The organism is [Phormidium] sp. LEGE 05292, from assembly GCF_015207735.1.
Lineage (GTDB): Bacteria > Cyanobacteriota > Cyanobacteriia > Cyanobacteriales > Aerosakkonemataceae > Floridanema.
Map to the genome: position 1 here is coordinate 18,613 of NZ_JADEWG010000019.1, position 19,778 is coordinate 38,390.

Here is a 19,778-nt window from a genome sequence, read left to right on the forward strand (position 1 = left end):
CTTCATCATAACTCCGAAGATTCCGATCGGTCAAGTTGCAGGAATCGCAAAACTTATTAATGCTGAAGTGTTTTCAATTCCCCCTAACCCCCTTTGTAAGGGGAAACAGATTCAAAGTCCCCCTTTGTAAGGGGGATTTAGGGGGATCAAACCGACAATATTTGTAATTTGTGTTAATACCAAAATCCGTAACCCCAAATAAATTATCTGTATATGAAATTAAATCAAATTATTTTGCCCACAAGTCAAAATTTACTAAGTGAGCAAAAATACTTGTATAATACTAATTCTAAAGTTTTATTAAGACGGTATGCAACTAAGAGCTTTGTTAGCAAAATCACGATTAAAGTCAAACAAATCACCTTTGACCCGTAAAGGATGGCAGAAATTTCCTAAAAATTTTGGCTTGCTCGTCCTGGCATCACTAATCACAGTTTTGCTAATTGGTCAACCAATCAAAGCTTTTGCTCAACTGATTCCCATTCCCCAAGAACAAATTGCGCCACCAGTTGCACAGCCACCAGCGCAGGAAATTCGCGGAGTTTGGATGACCAGCAATGATACTGACGTGCTCATGGATAACGCCAAACTGCAAAATGCCGTGAATCAATTAGCACAACTGAATTTCAACACGATTTATCCAGTCGTTTGGAATTCAGGTTATGTGCAGTATCCCAACAGCGAATTAGCAAAAAAAACCGGAATTTATCAATCTTATATCGGCAAAGGTTCTCAGGGACAAGACATTTTAGCGGAATTAATTAAATTTGCTCATCACCATCGATTGCTAGTAATTCCCTGGTTTGAGTTTGGTTTCATGGCTCCGCAAACCTCCGAATTAGTCTTAAATCATCCCAATTGGTTAACACAAAAACAGGATGGTAGTCAAACATCAATTAGTGCAGCTGGCGAAGTAGTTTGGTTAAATCCTTTCCTTCCTGAAGTTCAGCAATTTATGACTGATTTAGTTTTGGAAGTTATCAGTAAATATAATGTTGATGGCGTTCAATTTGACGATCATACCTGTTTACCTAAAGAATTCGGATACGATCGCTACACCCTAGCCTTATATAAACAAGAAACTGGTAAAGACGCACCAACAAATCCCGAAGATCCTGCCTGGATGCGTTGGCGTGCGGATAAAATTACTGCCTTCATGACGCAACTTAATCAAGCAGTCAAACAGAGAAAACCCCAAGCAATTTTCTCCGTTTCACCCAACCCTTACATCACTGCTTACAATGGTTATTTGCAAGATTGGACAACTTGGGTAGAACAAAATATTGTCGATGAATTAATTGTCCAAGTTTATCGTCCTGATATGCCCAGTTTTCTTGAACAAATTGTGCGTCCAGAAATTCAAGCAGCGCAACAAAAAATTCCTACCGCAGTTGGTGTTCTCACAGGGTTAAGAAATCGCCCAGTACCCATGCCACTAATTCAGTCTAAAGTACAAGCAGCACGCGATCGCGGATTAGGTGTCACTTTCTTCTTCTACGAAAGCCTTTGGGAATATGCACCAGAATCCAGCACCGAACGCAAATCTAACTTCAAAGCCTTATTTAATTCCCCTGCTTCTCGCATCACCGCACAGCAATAAGATTGAAGGCAGAAGAGAGTTTTGAGTTTTGAGTTTGTAGGGGCGGGTTTAGCAGATAATTTCGTTATCACAGCAGAAGAATTAACTGCAAAACCCGCCCTTACAGAGTTTTGAGTTAAGGGAAAAGTTCTCAGTTTTAAATTACCTCCTCTGCTCCCCTGCTCCCCTGCTCCTCTGCCCCCCTGCTCCCCTGCTCCTCTTTGGGTTGCCATTGATTAAGTATATCCTTGACTAAAGCTTCCTTTAACCAAATTTGCACCACAATTAAAAGCGGAATTGCTAAAAACAAACCCAAAAACCCGAAAAAGCTAGAAAAAATTACCACTGATAAAATAGTAAATACTGGTAACAAAGACACCTGCTGCTTCATCACCATTGGCACCAAAACCAAGCTTTCAAACTGCTGAATTACAACGTACAAAATTATTACTGCCACAGCTTTCCAAGGTGCATCGAGAAAAGCTAATAATGCAGGTGGAATTAAACTTAAAGTTGGGCCGACATTAGGAATAAACTCTAACAAACCTGCTAACAAAGCATTAACTAATGGCAATGGCACTTGTAAAATTAATAGCCCAATATAACTAACTACGGCAATCACTAACATATCAAATAAAGTGCCTTTAATCCAGCCAACCAAAGAGCGTTCGCACTCCGAAAGAATCTCTTCAACTCGCCGCCGATAAAATGCCGGAAACGCCAATACAAAAACTCGGCGATATGGCACAGGATTTACCAAAAACATGATAGTTACTACTAAAAATAGCAGAAAATTTAAGACAATACCCAAAGAATTATTAAAGAAAGCAAAAAAGTTACCAAATAGCCGAGTTGTCCAAGTTTGTAAATTTTGTGTAAAACCTTGTAAATTACGAATATTATCTACCAGTTGTTGAGGAACTACAGTTTGTATCCATTCAAACCAAAGACGCACTCTTTGTAATGATTGTGGTAACAAATAAACTAATTTTTGTCCTTGAGCAAAAATTGGCGGAAATACCACCGCAAAAAAACCAACTATCAATAATAGTAAAAATATAATTGTTAGAGCAACAGCAATGCCTCGTTGCATCCGAGTTCGCTGAAGTAATTGCACCACTCTATTTAAAACTGTTGCTAAAACTACCGCACCAAACACCAATAAGACAATTTGGTTAATTTGCCACAATATATAAACAGAAAGAATAAAGGCAAGTACTCCTAACCATTGCCCAAATCGCACAATTTTTTCTCCTATTTTTGGTTATGATAAAAAATTATCTTGGCTGGATTTCTACTTGACATCTATCCTAAGAGTGCTAAATACCATTGCTCTTGCAGAATCAGTGGTACAACTTTATCGTTTATGTGAAGGAAGATTGCTATGACTCCAACGGCTTCATCTAGGTTCTGGGAATTAATCGGTGAAGTATTTAGTTTTAATTCGGAAGCATTTGAAACTATTATTAATCTACATGAGGGAATGCTGCTAGCATTGCTGGTTGTGGTATTAGCTGGTTTATCTTTGAGTGTGGGACAAAGTATTATCCTGTTCATTAATCGCGTTAAGCCAGCGCGTTTTGTTTTTAGCTTGTTGCTGAATGCAATTCTGTTTACCTTTGGCTTTGTATTTTTAGTATTTAGTACCTGGCTGATTTGTCTGTTACCTTGGTCGGTGAATGTTCCTTTTTGGCATCTGATGGAGGTGTTGGGGCTAAGTTACGCACCGCTGCTGTTCAGCTTTTTGGGGGCGTTACCCTACTTAGGGGTGCCGATTTTGAACTTACTATCGGTATGGCGGTTGCTGGCAATGATTGTTGGTTTTAGTGTTGTTGCTGGTGTGAGTGAGACGATCGCACTAGGTTATGTAGCATTTGGCTGGGTAGTTCTCCAACTATTAGAAAGTACCATAGGACAACCGATCGCTAAATTAGGGAAAAAAGTTGCCGATAAAGTTGCCGGAGTTAAGTTAGCCACCAACAATCAAGAACTCCGGGAAATTGTCACATCCGGCATCGGGCAAACCTCTTCACCAATAATTACCGCCAGCCAAACCAGAGTACCAGAAGTTAGACAGTTGTTCCAGGCATCCGGGCGATCGGCAACTGATGCCGCCCAAGCAGTAGCCCAAACAGTAGCCAATCAACCAAGAACATCCACCGAACTGAAAGTCACTCACAGCATTAACACCTCCGATCCCATTGTTCAGCTAGAACAGGATAGCCGCAGTATTTCTGGAATTATCAAGTGGATCGTCAGTTTGCTAGCAATGGTAATCATTTTTATCATCGTAGCTGCTCTTTTGCGCCCGATTCGCGATGGGTTATTTGGCTGGTACGATCAATTACCTAGATTTTTGCGCTTAATTTTTAATTTATTTTGGATTGGTGTAGTGGCGATCGTCTTCGCTGGCTTACTCGCACCCCTAGAAACCCTTGGCTGGTGGGCAGGTTGGTATGGCGATGATTTAAATACAGTAGCAGCAGAGCAGGGGAGCAGGGGAGCAGCAAAGCAGGGGAGCACAGGAGCAGAGGAGCAAGAAAACTCCTTAACTCAACACTCAAAACTCTCTCGTTACATTGTTTACCTTGATGGCATTGGGCAATCTGGTGAAGAGTACACCCCCGATGTTGAGGACTTTCTCACTGCTTTCAAAGCTGTTTTACCCCAAGACATGGAACTAATCGAGGGATTAATGATGTACTCGGTACTCAATAAACCCTTGAACGAAGACCGACCTTTAGCATTTTTGTGGCGACTGGCAGATAAAATGCGTTGGAGTAACCCAACGGCACTTTTGGGAATCATGCTCAATCTGCGAAATGTCTTTATTGTGGCAGTTTCCGCAGATCAACGTTATGGCCCAATTTATAATCAAGGCATTGCACAGGTACTTTACAACGGGCTAATTGCACAGGGTTATCAACCAGGCAGCGGTGTGCCGATTACGCTCATTGGTTATAGTGGCGGTGGGCAAATGTCGGTAGCTGCTGGGTCATACTTAAAACGGGCAACAGGCGCACCGATCGATGTCATCTCTTTAGGTGGCGTAATGAGTGCCAACAACAACCTCCTTAAATTGCAACACCTCTACCATTTAGTCGGAGAAAAGGACTCTGTAGAACGCATTGGGCCAATTATGTTTCCCGGTCGTTGGAAAGTGTTCTTTTTATCTTACTGGAACCGCGCCAAACGCAAAGGGAAAATTAGTATCATTTCTTTGGGAGAAGTGGGACATCAAGTTCCAGGCGGGATGATGGACCCGAACGCATTTTTACCTGATGGACGTAGTTATTTACAGCAAACGATCGAAGTAATTTTGCAAATTCTCGAAGGTAAAGCATTAAGGTCAGATCAGCAAATGAAGAGAAAAACCAGCAACTATGCACTCTATAAAGCAGCAGAGTTTACCCGTCCCGATTATTATCCAGTTAATCAAACTGTAGATCCCACCCTATATCGCCCCATTGCTGATTGGATGGGTCGCTTGATTTTACCCAAACCGGAACAAAGGCAGCGAGTGCGGGGAGTATTGCTGGAAATCTATCACGCACCTGATAATTATCAACACTTAGTTGGACAGGTGGTAAACTTGCGTTGGAGCAATGAGCCTTTTGTCCACAAGCTACTTGCAGCAGCTACCAGAGATGTTCACTTTAGCGCCGATGCTGAGTATCGCAGCAAATATGAGGGCTTAATTCATCCCGATCGCTTAAACCACTGGCAACTAGTAGACCCTTTAGAATCTTTAGCTGGCTCTCATCCCACAGATGATGTAATTGTAATGCTCAATGAGCCAGTCAGGGTAGGAGAGCAGGAGAGCAGAGGGGCACAGGAGCAAAAAAACTCTGTACGGGCGGGTTTTGTTGTTAACTCTTCTGCTGAGAACACAGATTTATCTGCTAAACCCGCCCCTACAACTCAAAACTCTACCACTTCCCTCTACATCTCGACTACACCAATACAAATTACTGGGCGTTACTATGCACTGGTAAAATTTATCAAACCGATCGCTGGTACAGATAAATTCCGAGTTTGGCATTTCAATAAAGCAACGCGAAAGTTTGATGGAGTTGAAGAAATTGTCAGAATGCCAGAGGTAAAGGCAAATGCTAATGGTTGTTTTCCTTCCACTAGTCGCAGTATTGAGAGGGTTTCACTCAATGAACAAGGTTGGTATATTTATGGTGCCAAAGATAAGTCAGGAACTTTTGTCGTTGAGTCTCTTGCTCCCCGTGCTTTGTTGGAACTGCATCCTCAAAAGATAATTTTTGGACGCAAACTAGGAGAAAATTATATCCGCAAAGGTGCTTGGGCAGATGCAGCAAAAAAGAAAGGTAGAATTACTTCCGTCTTGCTCAGTCCTCGTCGGGAGGGAATGGAAGAAGCGATCGCACAATGGCAAGAAAACGACCTCGCTTTAGTTATTCACACCTACGGCGGTATCGGTGGGAAAAAGAAAGAACCAGCCGCTAGCACTCCCATTTTCTTTGGACATTTTGCTTATGGTGTAGCCCAAGTAATTTGGGAACCTCTAGCTGATGAATTAAGATTTGATATTCGCTATCACCAGGTTTATACTCATAACACAGATGGTATTATCGCCGGAACTTTGCATTGGTCACGTTACATGGGCGATCGACAATTTGGTTGGGCAGGTTTACGTCCAGTGTGCGATATGTTGATTAAACTCGATTCCTTTACAGGTTTCTACAACCTTGATGGTACCCAGGTTTCTCCCTTAATACAAATGTTGCGTCAACTGCAAGTCATGACTGCTCGTTATCGCATCGGAGATGGCACCGGAGGAACTTTCGTTGGCCCTGCTAACAACTGCGCCCAAGACTCCAATCGAGCATTATTTGCCAGTCTGACGCAAACAACCAAATTTTTGCAAGCTAACCCGGAAATAGTCAATAAATTACTAGAACCTAATCCAAAACAAGAGCAACGCTTCTGGCAACTCAAACACTTAAAGAAAGAACTGCAACAAGAACTGCAACCTTGTGGTGGGCCTCGTCCTGATTGGGAAAATAATGAGTATAATTTGGGCAGTACTTTGGAAGATAATCCCATACAAAACTTGTTAATGGGTTTAGCCAGTTGGCGCACCCTTCTTCCCCGAATTGCTAGTGATGCGATCGCCCAAATTTTTCTCAAATATGGGGCAACAATCTGGGTTTTACGCACTAATCAAATCGGTGGTTACGATCCTGATATCGAACCGATCGCACCTACGAGTTTTTCCCTGTTTTGATCGATCTTAAGTTTTGCTTCTCATCTCATGTCCGTTGAATTACCCACAATAAAAACTCATCACGTTGTTGCGTAGGGACACAGCATCATAAATATTTTGGACAAACAGATCAAGTTAATTATGCCGTGTCCCTACTCCTAATTATGGGTAATCGACCGGACATGATATCACCCCTAAACCCGGTTTGCTTCCCATAAGTAAAAACCGGGTTTTTTTCGGGTTTTTACTTAACTAATGACTATGGATAAAATTTAGTTTTTGTCTCCGTAATTTTACTCTAGGTTACTTAATAACTCTCATGTTACTTTGAGATTGTAGGTAATAAAGATTCATATATTTCTATTAAGCAACTATCAATAAACTAGTTGGGATTAGCCTTTGATCAACTTCCCTTGGCTAGTTTGTAAATAGTGCTTTTTTGTGACCAAAAACAGACTATTTTACTTAAAGGAAATTATTTAATGTTTTTATTTTTAAATTAATAAACATTTATTGTGGTGGATTTTAACTGTTTTATATGGTTAAGTCAAGATTAATTTTTGTGTGTTGAATTAGAGCGATCGGCTAATACGTAAATTACTAATTTTTTGGACTTTTACTAGAGATTGCTATGCCTATTAACTTCACTGGTTCTTATTCTCAAAACTTTGACGCTCTTGCTTCTTCAGGTACTAATCTGACATGGACAAATGATATTACACTTGCTGGATGGTTTCTTTTTAATCAAGTTTCTTTTGGCACGGCAATCACTGCTTACGACACAGGTACTGGAACTGATAATACCGGAAAATTTTACAGTTTTGGTTCAACAAGCTCCAGCGATCGCGCTTTGGGAGGAGTCGGATCGGGAGCAGCCTATTTTGGCTCCCCAGCAACAGGGGTAGCTGCTGGATGGATTGCCTTTGCTGCCACAAATACGACTAGCGCAACTATTAACAACCTGACTGTTGCTTTTAACGGTGAACAGTGGCGCAATGCGGGAAATACCACTGCTCAGTCAATGGTTCTACAGTATGGTTTTGGTACATCTTTTACTACAGTTTCTTGGAATACCCCAGGTGGAAATTTTGATTGGACTTCTCCTGTCGCTACTGCAACTCCTAGTCCGGTTAATGGTAATCTAGCTGGTCGAGTAGCTAATCTGGGAGGAACACTCAGTAACTTAAACTGGGGAAATAACAGTACATTGTGGTTTCGTTGGATTGAAACTAATGATGCGGGAAACGATCACGGATTGGCGATCGATGATTTCTCAGTGTCCTTACCAACACCTCAACCAGATCTCACCATCAATTTATCCGCTTCCCCAAACCCAGTAACAGCTGGCACTGGCAACACTCTCACCTACACCCTCACAGCTAGCAACAATGGTACTGTCAACGCCACAGGTGTCAACATTAATTTCACCCTCCCCGCAGGAGTTGATATTATTAGCATTCCCCAAACTAGCGGATTCCAAGCACAAATTCCTCCTCCTAATAACAACACTATTTCCTTCACAAACGGCAGCATTAATGCAGGTAGCAATGCCACATTAACAGTGCAAGTAGTTGCCTACAATGCTGGTACTCTCAACAGTACAGCAGTTATCGATCCAAACAATACTATTACCGAAAGCAACGAAAGCAACAACACTGCTGCTATTTCCACCACAGTTAACCCCGGTCAACCCGATTTAAATCCTGGCATTTCTACTCCTGGCCCACTAACCGTAGGTACGCCCTTTAACTACACATTGGATATTCAAAACAATGGTGGTGCTAATGCCAGCGGCGTTGAATTAACCTTCACTTTACCTGCCAACGTTACCTACAATTCCTCTAATATTTTCGGTGGTGGTTTTGGTAATCCAACTATTAATGGTTCTACACTTACTTTCACTGGTGGAACCATCAATGCAGGTGAATTTGCCCAAATAGACGTTAACGTTACACCCAACCAAGCAGGTACTCTCGATGGTACAACCTTAGTTGCCGATCCTAAAAACATCATTACCGAAAGTAACGAAGTAAATAACTCAGTTACTACGGGTACTTTTACCGTGAACGCCGCACCAGGAGTACTCATTAGTGAATCAGGCGGTAGTACTGAAATCGCAGAAGGCGGTGTCACAGACGAATACAAAGTAATCTTAACCACTCAACCCACTGCTGACGTAACCATTAACATCAATCCCGACAGTCAAACTCTCACCAATACCAACAGTTTAACCTTCACTTCTGCTAACTGGAATATTGCCCAAATTGTCAATGTCAAAGCAGTGGATGATTCCATCGTTGAAGGAAATCATGTTGGGAAAATTATTCATACTGCCATTACCAATGATGCTAACTATAAAGGAATTAATATTGCTTCCATCACGGCAAATATCACCGACAACGATACCCCAGGAGTGCTCATCAGCGAATCTGGCGGTAGCACAGACATCGCGGAAGGTGGTATCACAGACGAATACAAAGTAATCTTAACCAGTCAACCCACTACTGACGTAACCATTAACATCAATCCCGACAGTCAAACTCTCACCAATACCAACAGTTTAACCTTCACTTCTGCTAACTGGAATATTGCCCAAATTGTCAATGTCAAAGCAGTGGATGATTCCATCGTTGAAGGAAATCATGTTGGGAAAATTATTCATACTGCAATTACCAATGATGCTAACTATAAAGGAATTAACATTGCTTCTATCACGACAAATATCACCGACAACGATACCCCAGGAGTACTAATCAGTGAATCTGATGGTAGTACTGACATTGCTGAAGGCGGTACCACAGACGAATACAAAGTGATCTTAACCAGTCAACCCACTACTGACGTAACCATTAACATCAATCCCGACAGTCAAACTCTCACCAATACCAACAGTTTAACCTTCACTTCTGCTAACTGGAATATTGCCCAAATTGTCAATGTCAAAGCAGTGGATGATTCCATCGTTGAAGGAAATCATGTTGGGAAAATTATTCATACTGCAATTACCAATGATGCTAACTATAAAGGAATTAACATTGCTTCTATCACGACAAATATAACTGACAACGATACACAACCAACCCCAATTCCAACTCCAACCCCAACTCCAACCCCAACACCAACACCAACACCAACTCCAACACCAACTCAAACCCCAACTCCAATTCCAACTCAAACCCCAACTCAAACCCCAATTCCAACTCCAACCCCAGAATTAATACTTCATCCGTATATTTGTGGCTGTGAGGACTTAGAAAAACTAGTAGATAATAGCCACAATGGGAAAATTTCTGCTAGTAATCCCCCTCATGATTTGATGGTTGGAAGCGATAATTCTGACAGCTTATTTGGGGGAATTGGTAATGACAGTATCTTTGGTAGATTAGGTGATGATTTGATTTTTGGTAATCAAGACCGGGATTTCATTAATGGGAACAAAGGTAACGATACTATTTTTGGAGGAAAAGATGATGATTTTGTCAGAGGTGGTCAAGATAATGACCTAGTTTTTGGTGATTTAGGTAATGATACTGTGTCTGGCGATCGCGGAAATGATAGCGTTTTTGGTATGGTTGGTGATGATGTTTTAGTAGGTAATGAAGGCGACGATTTTCTCAATGGCAATCAAGGTAACGATACGGTTTCTGGTGGGGAAGGTAAGGACATTGTACATGGTGGTCAAGATGATGATAAATTGTGCGGTGATGCGGGAAATGATACTTTGTTTGGCGATCTTGGGAATGATACCATCTGTGGTTGTGAGGATAATGATTTAATTTTTGGTGGTGCGGGTGATGATTTATTAAATGGTGGTGCTGGCAATGATACGATCGCAGGTGGCGCAGGTAGTGATGTTTTTGTCCTACCATCTGGTGCCGGAAATGATATCTTTCTTGATTTTGCGATCGACCAAGATAAACTAGGTTTAACTAATGGTTTAAATTTCCAAAGTTTGACTATTACCCAAGGAACAGGTGTTCAAGCAAATGATACCTTGATTCGCATCACCACCACTGGTGAACTGTTAGCTTCCTTAGTCCGAGTATCAGTTAGTGCGATCGTTTCTAACCTGTTTACTAATGTCTGATTATTTCCTCATATCATGTCCAGCTAATCAGCCATAGTATCCAATTTATATCACTGGAACCATAAGCTTGCAATTGCGGCAACTTATGCGTAAAGTCACACAATACAATTGAATAAGGATGATTAAGGATAAGCTGGTGACGGGATTTGAACCTGCGACCCACGCATTACAAGTGCGTTGCTCTACCACTGAGCTACACCAGCGACATAAACAATAATAGCAAACTTCTCGACACTTACAGCCCTACAACTGAGAATTTTTTTGTGACTCTGATTCGGAACCCGCGAAATTAACACTCTCTAGGTTAGTGACAGTATACAAGTGTCTACGCCAATCTCTACCTTGACCTTTGTTGCGTGCTCTGTATGTAGGTGTTAGAGAATGACAGTTAGGACATAAAAGGCGGAGGTTGTCTGGAGAATTATTCTGCCAATTTCCGTCAATGTGGTCTACTTCCACAGGGATTTTACCTGTATAGGGATTAACTTGACACCATCCACACAAGGAACACTTTTCGCCGTATTGCTCAATTAAAAACCTTCTCAGATGATTGGAGACATTACCATACTTTTTAATTCCATTCTCCTGTCCAGCTAACCAAGAGGTGATGTAAAGTTTGTACCTGTGGTCATTTTGGCACTTGTTACTACAATATTTTTCGATCGCTCTTTTTGTCTGCATCCCACAGTTTAAGCACTCGGATTTAGGTTTTTTCGGCATTGGCATCAGTTTACACCCCAAGGATTCATTGGTAATTGAGATCGATCGCCCCACCCTGATAAAATCTCATATTGCGTGAAATCCTAAATCTGCCTGAAATAAAAGCCAATACAGCAGAACGAATAGATAGCATAGTTAATAAGAGAAAAGCGCAAGTAGCAGCAATTTGCAGGAGAACATAACTATGGGGATGACCCTAACTGAGAAAATTTTGGCACGCGCCGCTGGTCGATCGGTAGTAGAACCAGGGGAAAACATCTGGGTTGACGTAGATGTATTAATGACTCATGATGTTTGTGGGCCGGGAACGATCGGCGTTTTTAAGCGGGAATTTGGTGCAGATGCCAAAGTTTGGGACAAAGAAAAAATCGTCCTAATTCCCGATCACTATATCTTTACCGCCGACGAACGCGCCAACCGGAACGTGGACATTTTGCGGGACTTTGCCAAAGAACAAGCGATTAAATACTTTTACGACATTACCGATCGCTCTGACTTCAAAGCTAACCCAGATTATAAAGGAGTTTGCCACGTCGCCTTAGCCCAAGAAGGGCACACTCGTCCCGGCGAAGTGCTCTTTGGTACAGACTCCCACACCTGTAATGCTGGCGCTTTTGGTCAATTTGCCACAGGTATTGGTAACACCGATGCCGCTTTCATTATGGGAACTGGTAAACTTTTGATTAAAGTCCCAGCGACGATGAGATTTGTTTTAGATGGAGAACTGCCACCATACTTATTGGCGAAAGACCTAATTTTACAAATTATTGGTGATATTTCCGTTGCTGGTGCCAATTATCGCACAATGGAATTTGCTGGCAGTACCATTGCAGCAATGTCAATGGAAGAAAGAATGACAATGTGCAATATGGCGATCGAAGCTGGCGGCAAAAATGGTACAGTTGCCGCAGATGAAACTACTTTTGAGTATTTGCGCGATCGGACCAACAAACCCTTTGAAGCAGTTTACACCGATGCCGACGCAAAATTCTACAGCCAACATCATTATGATGTCAGCAAATTAGAACCCGTCGTCGCCAAACCTCACTCTCCCGATAACCGCGCCTTAGCAAGAGAATGCAGCGATGTTAAAATCAACCGAGTTTACATCGGTTCTTGCACAGGTGGAAAAACTTCTGATTTTGTCAATGCTGCCAAAATTATTAAAGGTCACAAAGTCAAAGTTCCCACCTATTTAGTACCAGCAACTCAGAAAGTTTACGAAGATTTGTTCACTCAAAAACATGACGGACAAACACTTTCGGAAATCTTCTTAGAAGCGGGTTGTATTGAACCAGCTGCACCTTCTTGCGCTGCTTGTTTAGGTGGGCCAAAAGATACCTTTGGGCGTGTAAATGAACCGGAAATTTGCGTTTCGACAACTAATCGTAACTTCCCCGGAAGAATGGGTAATAAAGAAGCACAAATTTACTTAGCTTCTCCTTTCACCGCAGCAGCTTCCGCCCTCACAGGATATGTTACCGATCCTCGTGAATTTTTGAGTTAGTTGAACAAAGCAGAAGACAGAAGGTAGAACGTAGGAATTACAGAAAATTCTAATTAGTGAAATCCTCCATTTCTTCCTCTGTGTCCTCTGCGCCTCTGCGGTTCAAAAAAACAGTAACCTCTTGCAAAAGTCAGCAATCCCATTTGTGTTTATCTGTGGACATTTGTGGTTAAAAAATCCAAGATTCAGACTTTTGCAAGAAATCTTTATTACCACTTTTTATAAGGTAAGAATTTACCATTCATAATAACTTTTACTCGATCGCCTTTTGGATCTTCTTCCTTTTCCACATCTAAGGTAAAGTCGATCGCACTCATAATCCCATCACCAAACTTTTCATGAATTATCTCTTTAATTGGCATTCCATAAGATTGCATTATTTCATAAAAACGGTAAATTAAAGGATCGGTGGGAACTACAGGCCCTAAACCTTTAACAGAAGGTTCTGTTAATTCTTGCACATAAATTTCGTCAAGTCCTAAAGCATCAATTAGTTTTTTTGCTTCTTCTTCGGAAGCACTTGCTTGACGGTAAATTACCGCTGCTATCCAAACTTCATCTCTACCTAAGACCTTTTCTAAATCGGCAAAACTGATGCCGTTGGCTTTTTTGGCAGCTAATAGTTTTCGGGTAATTTCTGGAATCATTAACAACACTCCTCAAGATTAAAGATTTTTTGAACCACGTTAGCGCAGCGATTCGCGATAGCGAATTAGACACGAAGGACACGAAGGAAAGAGAAAGAGAAGAAACTAATGTACGCTGAGAAATTCTTCTACTTCTTCTGGTGTGGGTTGAGCAGCGATCGCACCAGCTTTCATGGTCGTTATTGCACCAACCGCACTAGCGTAGATTACCATATTTTTTGCTGTGTCGGCATTAGTTAAAGCTTCGGTTCCCTGTTGACATAATTGATGAATGAATCCGGCAACGAAGCTATCTCCTGCGCCAGTTGTATCTACGACTTTGACGGAAAAAGCGGGGATTTTGTCGGAATTGTTGGCTAGATAATAACTACAACCTGCTTCGCCAGCAGTTACTAAAACACCTTGTAAATGTGGTAGTTGTTTTGCGATCGCACTAGGATCAGTAGTATTAAATAACCATTCTGCTTCTTCGTCGGAAAGTTTCACGAAATCAGCTTGCTGTAAAAACTTTAAAATTACACCGGGCGCAAGGTCTGGGTTAGGCCAAAAAACTGGTCGCCAATTCACATCTACCAACACTTTAACATTGTTTTGCTTTGCCAGTTGGACGGCTTTTTCGATCGCCTCCCGACTTCTGGGATAAGCTAACTCTAAAGTTCCCGAAACCAAAAAACTCACATCCTGAAAGAGTGTTTCTGGTAACTGAGAAACATTTAACCGAGTATCAGCGAAATCTCCCGTGTCTAAATTTCCGAAACCTGCAAATTGGCGATCGCCAGAATGCGATCGTAACACATAAACTTGTCTCGTTGGTGCTTTGGGATGACGTTGAATTCCCGTTACATCCACACCAATTTCTTGAAACAGTTTAACTAAAGAATTTCCCGGTTCATCTTCACCCAGACAACCAATAAAACCCGCAGATGTTCCCAATTTTACTAAAGCACAAGCTACATTTGCTGGCGCACCTCCTGGGTAAGCAGTCCAAGACTCCACTTCTGGAAGCGATTTTCCCGGTTGATCTGCTAAACAATCAAATAACACTTCACCAATACAAAGAACTTGAGTATTACTCATAGCGATATTTTCCCTAAACTTCTAACGATCGATAACCAAGGCAAAAAAAGCGAATCGTAGAGTATTCTAAAATTGTCATAGGTAGATTTACAGGGTATAGGAATCCATTATGACTAGTCCGGTATCTGGAACTGATGCGTCTCTGTCCGAAAGAGAATTACAAATCATTGGGTTAGTAGCCGATGGCTTAACTAATGAGAAAATAGCCGAAAAGCTGCAAATCAGCAAGCGCACCGTAGATAATCACATTAGCAACATTCTCGAAAAGACCAAAACCGAAAACCGGGTAGCACTGGTACGTTGGGCTTTGCAGTGGGGTAAAGTTTGCATTGATGAAGTCAACTGTTGCGTTTTGCCACCACCAGGGGATGAAGCTATTTAAACACTAAGAAAGGGAACAGGGAACGGGAAAGGGGAATAGCTAACAGCTGATTCCCCTTTCCTTCTGCCTTTTCAAGCGACATTCTTTACAATTTAGACAATTTAGCGATCGCAGACCTTACCCGCAATCCCCCTGATTGCGGAAATTCTGCCGATTTCGATCGCTCTCGACTAGGCAGATAATTAACAAAACTTAAAGTTAGGTGACTTACAGGAAGTACCTCTAGAGTAGTACTCTGAAAAGCAATTGAGCAATCATTTGCATTATCTCGAAAGGGAAAACACAAATATGTCGTCGATTAAACGTGGATCTAAGGTACGAGTTCTCCGTCAAGAGTCCTATTGGTATCAAGATGTTGGGACAGTTGCTTCCGTTGACCAAAGTGGGATCAAATTTCCAGTGATCGTTCGCTTTGAAAAAGTTAACTACAACGGCTTTAGCGGCAACTCTGGCGGTGTTAACACCAATAACTTTGCCGAAAGCGAACTAGAGGTAGTTAGCTGAGTCACCAGCAGCAACAGAGAATTTTTAGTTGGTCAGTTTGGCTTGGGACACCTGACTACCTAAACTAAAAATCAGTTAATAGAGTCTGTCCGAATTGACTCGATAATGAGCTATGAGAGGGCAGAATGTATTAGTAATTAATGCAATTCTACCCTCTTCGCTTTTCTATGCCTTAATTAAGCAATCAAAAGCAAATCCTCTTTGGCAATAAAGACCAAAGTCAGAGTTTTACAGCCGCCCTAAATGTAACTTAATCTTAAAATTTAATCCTAATTAGAAGATCTATCTTCAGTATGAAAGTTAGCTCTACCTTTAGGTACTATTGTCTCTAAATACTCAGCCAGTAAGTTTGAATATAGATTGTGTTAAAGGAAAAAGTTTCATGGCTATTAAACGTGGCGATACAGTCAGAATCTTAAGAAAGGAATCTTACTGGTTTCAAGATGTTGGTACGGTTGCTACTGTGGATCAAAGTGGGATAAAATATCCTGTGATTGTTCGCTTTGAGCGCCCTAATTATGCAGGGGTGAACACTAACAATTTTGCTGAAAGCGAATTGGAGGCAGCTTCAGGCTCAGCAGCTAAATCGAAATCAGCGGCTTACTCAACTCCGGTTGATGAAAGCAAACGGAAAACCAGTGTTGCTGTTCCTACTAGTGGTAAGCGTACTGCTGAACAAGAATCAGGAAGTGGCGATCCTCTGGTAGAAGGCGGCGGAAATCAAGGAACAGAAAAACGTTAAATTGTGCCAGAACTGCCGGAAGTAGAAACAGTACGAAGGGGTCTAAATGAATTGACCCAAAATCAGCAAATCGAGGGGGGAGATGTGTTATTGGCGAGGACGATCGCTCATCCCCTCTCAATTAATGATTTCTTAGCCGGACTTAAAGGCAGTAAAATTATTCAATGGCACCGCAAGGGCAAATATTTACTAGCTCAATTAAGTCCGGGTTCTGGTTGGTTAGGTGTTCATCTGCGAATGACTGGGCAATTATTATGGTTGTCGCAAGATGAACCTTTGCAGAAACATACCAGAGTCAGACTCTTTTTTGCCCAAAATCAGGAATTACGTTTTGTAGATCAGCGGACTTTCGGGAAAATGTGGTGGATACCAGCAACCGAAACTCCAGAAAGCATAATTTCCGGGGTGAAAAAACTAGGGCCCGATCCCTTTTCCCCAGAATTTTCTGTAGAGTATTTAGTAGAAAAGCTGAAAAATCGCCGACGAGCGATTAAAACTGCCTTATTAGATCAAGAGTTAATCGCTGGTGTTGGGAATATTTACGCCGATGAAGCTTTGTTTTTAAGTAAAATTAGCCCCACGACTTTGTGTACAGCTTTGAGTAAAGAGCAAATTACTCGGTTGCGGGAGGCGATAATTCAAGTTTTGCAAACGAGTATTGAGGCGGGTGGGACAACTTTTAGTAATTTCCTCAACGTACAGGGGATCAACGGAAACTATGGTGGGGTAGCTTGGGTTTATAACCGAAATGGTGAACCATGTAAAATTTGTGGCAGTGTTTTGGGAAGAATAAAATTAGCGGGACGATCGGCTCATTTTTGCCCGGAATGTCAAAGTTAAAGTGGTAGTGGGTAGTGGGTAGTGGGTAATTGGTAAAACAATTATCACTTCTCAATCCAAAATCTAAAATCCAAAATACTTCCCATAACTTGTGACAGATGCTCGCAATAGTTGATAATTCTTTATATAAGAGATTGAGAGACAAAGCGAGCAACATTATGGCAATCAAAAAAGGTGATTTAGTCCACGCAGTCCGGGAAAAACTGGAGAATAGCCTCGAAGCGAAAGCTAGTGATACGCGCTTTCCCAACTATATGTTTAACACTAAAGGGGAAGTAGTAGATTTACGGGGCGATTATGCTCTAGTGAAATTCGGGCACGTACCCACCCCTAATATCTGGCTGCGTTTAGATCAGCTAGAATCTACAAAATGATTAATTTTACTTCCTCCCTGCCTCTTTGCGCTTCTACTCGTGTCAGCATTATTGGTGCGGGTAAAGTTGGTAGTACTCTGGCGCAGCGCATTGCCGAGAAAAATTTAGCGGATGTGGTGTTGCTGGATATAGTGGCAGGGATGCCTCAAGGTATTGCTTTAGATTTAACCCAGGCGAGGGGAATTGAACAGCACGACTGTCGAATTATTGGCACGAATGATTACGCAGATACGGCAAATTCCGATATTGTGGTGATTACTGCGGGACTTCCACGCAAGCCTGGGATGACTCGCGATGATTTGATGCGAACTAATGCTCAAATTGTCGTGGAAGCGGTGCAAAGATCGATCGCACATTCCCCCAATGCCATTTTGATTGTAATCACCAATCCCCTAGATGTGATGACTTATTTGGCATGGCAAGCTAGTGGACTTCCTAGTAATAAAGTAATGGGAATGGCGGGAGTTTTAGATTCAGCCAGATTCCAAACTTTTATCGCAATGGAATTAGGAGTTGCCATTACTGATATTACCACAACGGTATTAGGAGGACACGGGGATTTAATGGTTCCTTTACCTCGCTATTCTACCGTTAGTGGCGTGCCAATTACCGAAATCATGGAGTCAGAAACCATTGAACGGTTAATTAAAAGAACTCGCAACGGCGGCGGAGAAATTGTGGAATTAATGCGAACTGGAGGTGCTTATTTTGCTCCGGCTTCTGCTACTGCTTTAATGGTAGAGTCAATTTTGTATAACCAGTCGCGTGTAGTTCCTGCTTGCGCTTATCTGCAAGGTGAATATGGTTTAAAAGACATTTATATTGGCGTTCCTTGCCGTTTGGGATGTGCGGGTGTGGAAAGTATTGTGGAGTTGAATCTCACAGAAGCAGAACTTTCCGCTTTGCATATTTCAGCGGAATCTGTGCGCCAAAATGTTCACCACGCGAAGGAGATGTTAGCTGCTGTAGCTAAGGTTAATTAATCGGTTTTTGTTGATGATTTTTTTGGAAAGAGCGATCGAAATATCGCTCTTTTTTGTTTGTCATTTCTTCAATTATCCTGTAGGGATACGGCATCATTAAAATCTCACTCTAAACCAATATATTTATGATGCCGTGTCCCTACTGATGCGATCGCACAAATTGAACCAGAACCTAAAAGCATAGATTAAAATATACTCAGCGATCAGTAATCTTTTAATTTGCTAAAGTATGATGTATTAGCAGGAAGGAAACATAAATTATGACAGCCAAAATTTATTCTGTAAATGCCAACGAAACTGCTTCTTTGCGAGGTATACCAGTACCGGATTCATTCTATAAAGATCATCCACAATGGGATAATGCCAGCGTGAAAATTGAGGTGTTATCTGACAACACTCTACTAGTAAGGTTAGTGTCTGAAGATGAAGATAATGAAGAAGAAGAAGACCCCAAAATGCTGCGACTATTCCTAGATGCGCTGATGGCAGATGTGATTAAAGATCCTTCTATTCTTGTGCCTTATACAGAGGAGATGAAAGCGGAAGAAGATGCTCTTTTAGAGGGAGTTACATTAGACCCATGACTCATCTAATTTCGCATGGGTGGAATATCCGCTTCCACCCTTTATTCAGCAAGCAAAGATTGGATCTAGTTAATAATGTTAAGAAAATCAAAGATCGATTATCGGATGAAAAAGAATATCGATCGCATCCACAAGTTAAGCTATTTTTAGCAGTTAGGCAGGGATATTTAGAACATATTCCTTCAGATCCTTTTTCTCTTCGTTTCGCCCTTAAAGATGACCTGCGGAGATATAGTCGTCTGAAAGGGATGGGTCTACCAAACAGGTATCGACTGTTTTTTAGAGTATACCAACAGGAAGAACAAAAAGAAATAGTTATCTTATGGTTAGGTTATCCCCGGAAAGAGGGAGATAAAAATGATTGTTATGCGGTTTTTCAAAAGATGGTTTTGAATGGCACGTTTCCGGCAAGTATGCAGGAATTAATTGAGCAATGTGAAATAGGAAATGGGATAATAGAGGCGACAGATGAGGGTGGAAAAGACGAGATTGGGGATAACAAATAGGAAGTGTTTT

The 19,778-nt window shown here is 41.5% G+C and carries 16 protein-coding genes and 1 tRNA gene; 12 read left to right on the forward strand and 5 right to left on the reverse strand.

Going from position 1 to position 19,778, the window contains the following annotated elements; all coding sequences use genetic code 11:
* Nucleotides 1–310: 310 nt before the first annotated feature.
* On the forward strand, nt 311–1,600 hold the full coding sequence (locus IQ264_RS07905; RefSeq protein WP_193980214.1) for a glycoside hydrolase family 10 protein: 1,290 nt from the start codon (nt 311–313) through the stop codon (nt 1,598–1,600).
* Between the two features lie 136 nt (nt 1,601–1,736).
* Here the strand turns inward: IQ264_RS07905 and IQ264_RS07910 are convergent, their stop codons facing one another.
* The gene (locus IQ264_RS07910; protein WP_193980215.1) at nt 1,737–2,822 is read right to left on the reverse strand and encodes an AI-2E family transporter; all 1,086 of its coding nucleotides are present in this window, start codon (nt 2,820–2,822) and stop codon (nt 1,737–1,739) included.
* A gap of 141 nt (nt 2,823–2,963) precedes the next feature.
* Between IQ264_RS07910 and IQ264_RS07915 the strand changes: the two genes are divergently transcribed.
* Both IQ264_RS07915 and IQ264_RS07920 read left to right on the forward strand, forming a co-directional pair.
* Entirely contained in the window at nt 2,964–6,836 is a 3,873-nt protein-coding gene (locus tag IQ264_RS07915; protein ID WP_193980216.1) for a CAAX protease, read from the forward strand.
* A 610-nt stretch (nt 6,837–7,446) separates the two neighbouring features.
* On the forward strand, nt 7,447–10,902 hold the full coding sequence (locus IQ264_RS07920; protein ID WP_193980217.1) for a CARDB domain-containing protein: 3,456 nt from the start codon (nt 7,447–7,449) through the stop codon (nt 10,900–10,902).
* Between the two features lie 131 nt (nt 10,903–11,033).
* Here the strand turns inward: IQ264_RS07920 and IQ264_RS07925 are convergent.
* Both IQ264_RS07925 and IQ264_RS07930 read right to left on the reverse strand, forming a co-directional pair.
* A tRNA-Thr gene (locus tag IQ264_RS07925) sits at nt 11,034–11,105 on the reverse strand.
* 40 nt (nt 11,106–11,145) lie between these two features.
* The gene (locus IQ264_RS07930) at nt 11,146–11,622 is read right to left on the reverse strand and encodes an HNH endonuclease signature motif containing protein (RefSeq protein WP_193980218.1); all 477 of its coding nucleotides are present in this window, start codon (nt 11,620–11,622) and stop codon (nt 11,146–11,148) included.
* Nucleotides 11,623–11,806: 184 nt separating this feature from the next.
* On the opposite strand from IQ264_RS07930, the gene IQ264_RS07935 reads away from it, so the two are divergent.
* Complete coding sequence (locus IQ264_RS07935; protein WP_193980219.1) at nt 11,807–13,129, forward strand: 3-isopropylmalate dehydratase large subunit; 1,323 nt, start codon at nt 11,807–11,809, stop codon at nt 13,127–13,129.
* A gap of 209 nt (nt 13,130–13,338) precedes the next feature.
* Here IQ264_RS07935 and cynS read toward each other — a convergent pair whose 3' ends face one another.
* Together cynS and IQ264_RS07945 are read right to left on the reverse strand one after the other, a co-directional pair.
* Nucleotides 13,339–13,776: a cyanase gene (gene cynS, locus IQ264_RS07940; RefSeq protein WP_193980220.1), complete on the reverse strand. Its 438-nt coding sequence runs from the start codon at nt 13,774–13,776 to the stop codon at nt 13,339–13,341.
* Nucleotides 13,777–13,881: 105 nt separating this feature from the next.
* Nucleotides 13,882–14,853, reverse strand: a complete 972-nt coding sequence (locus IQ264_RS07945) for a carbohydrate kinase family protein (protein ID WP_193980221.1) — start codon at nt 14,851–14,853, stop codon at nt 13,882–13,884.
* A gap of 109 nt (nt 14,854–14,962) precedes the next feature.
* Between IQ264_RS07945 and IQ264_RS07950 the strand changes: the two genes are divergently transcribed.
* From IQ264_RS07950 to IQ264_RS07985, 8 genes are all read left to right on the forward strand, one after another.
* Complete coding sequence (locus tag IQ264_RS07950) at nt 14,963–15,235, forward strand: helix-turn-helix domain-containing protein (RefSeq protein ID WP_193980222.1); 273 nt, start codon at nt 14,963–14,965, stop codon at nt 15,233–15,235.
* Between the two features lie 288 nt (nt 15,236–15,523).
* Entirely contained in the window at nt 15,524–15,739 is a 216-nt protein-coding gene (locus IQ264_RS07955; protein WP_193980223.1) for a photosystem I reaction center subunit IV, read from the forward strand.
* A 382-nt stretch (nt 15,740–16,121) separates the two neighbouring features.
* Nucleotides 16,122–16,481 (forward strand): photosystem I reaction center subunit IV, encoded by a 360-nt coding sequence (locus tag IQ264_RS07960; protein ID WP_193980224.1) that lies wholly within the window; start codon nt 16,122–16,124, stop codon nt 16,479–16,481.
* A 3-nt stretch (nt 16,482–16,484) separates the two neighbouring features.
* Entirely contained in the window at nt 16,485–17,321 is an 837-nt protein-coding gene (locus IQ264_RS07965; protein ID WP_193980225.1) for a DNA-formamidopyrimidine glycosylase, read from the forward strand.
* A 158-nt stretch (nt 17,322–17,479) separates the two neighbouring features.
* The gene (locus IQ264_RS07970; protein ID WP_193980226.1) at nt 17,480–17,695 is read left to right on the forward strand and encodes an NAD(P)H-quinone oxidoreductase subunit O; all 216 of its coding nucleotides are present in this window, start codon (nt 17,480–17,482) and stop codon (nt 17,693–17,695) included.
* A complete protein-coding gene (mdh, locus tag IQ264_RS07975) occupies nt 17,692–18,678 on the forward strand; it encodes a malate dehydrogenase (RefSeq protein WP_193980227.1) in 987 nt (328 codons plus the stop codon). Before IQ264_RS07970 ends, mdh begins: the two co-directional genes overlap by 4 nt.
* 260 nt (nt 18,679–18,938) lie before the next feature.
* Nucleotides 18,939–19,262, forward strand: a complete 324-nt coding sequence (locus tag IQ264_RS07980) for a hypothetical protein (protein ID WP_193980228.1) — start codon at nt 18,939–18,941, stop codon at nt 19,260–19,262.
* Complete coding sequence (locus tag IQ264_RS07985; RefSeq protein ID WP_193980229.1) at nt 19,259–19,768, forward strand: type II toxin-antitoxin system YhaV family toxin; 510 nt, start codon at nt 19,259–19,261, stop codon at nt 19,766–19,768. Before IQ264_RS07980 ends, IQ264_RS07985 begins: the two co-directional genes overlap by 4 nt.
* Nucleotides 19,769–19,778: the final 10 nt, after the last annotated feature.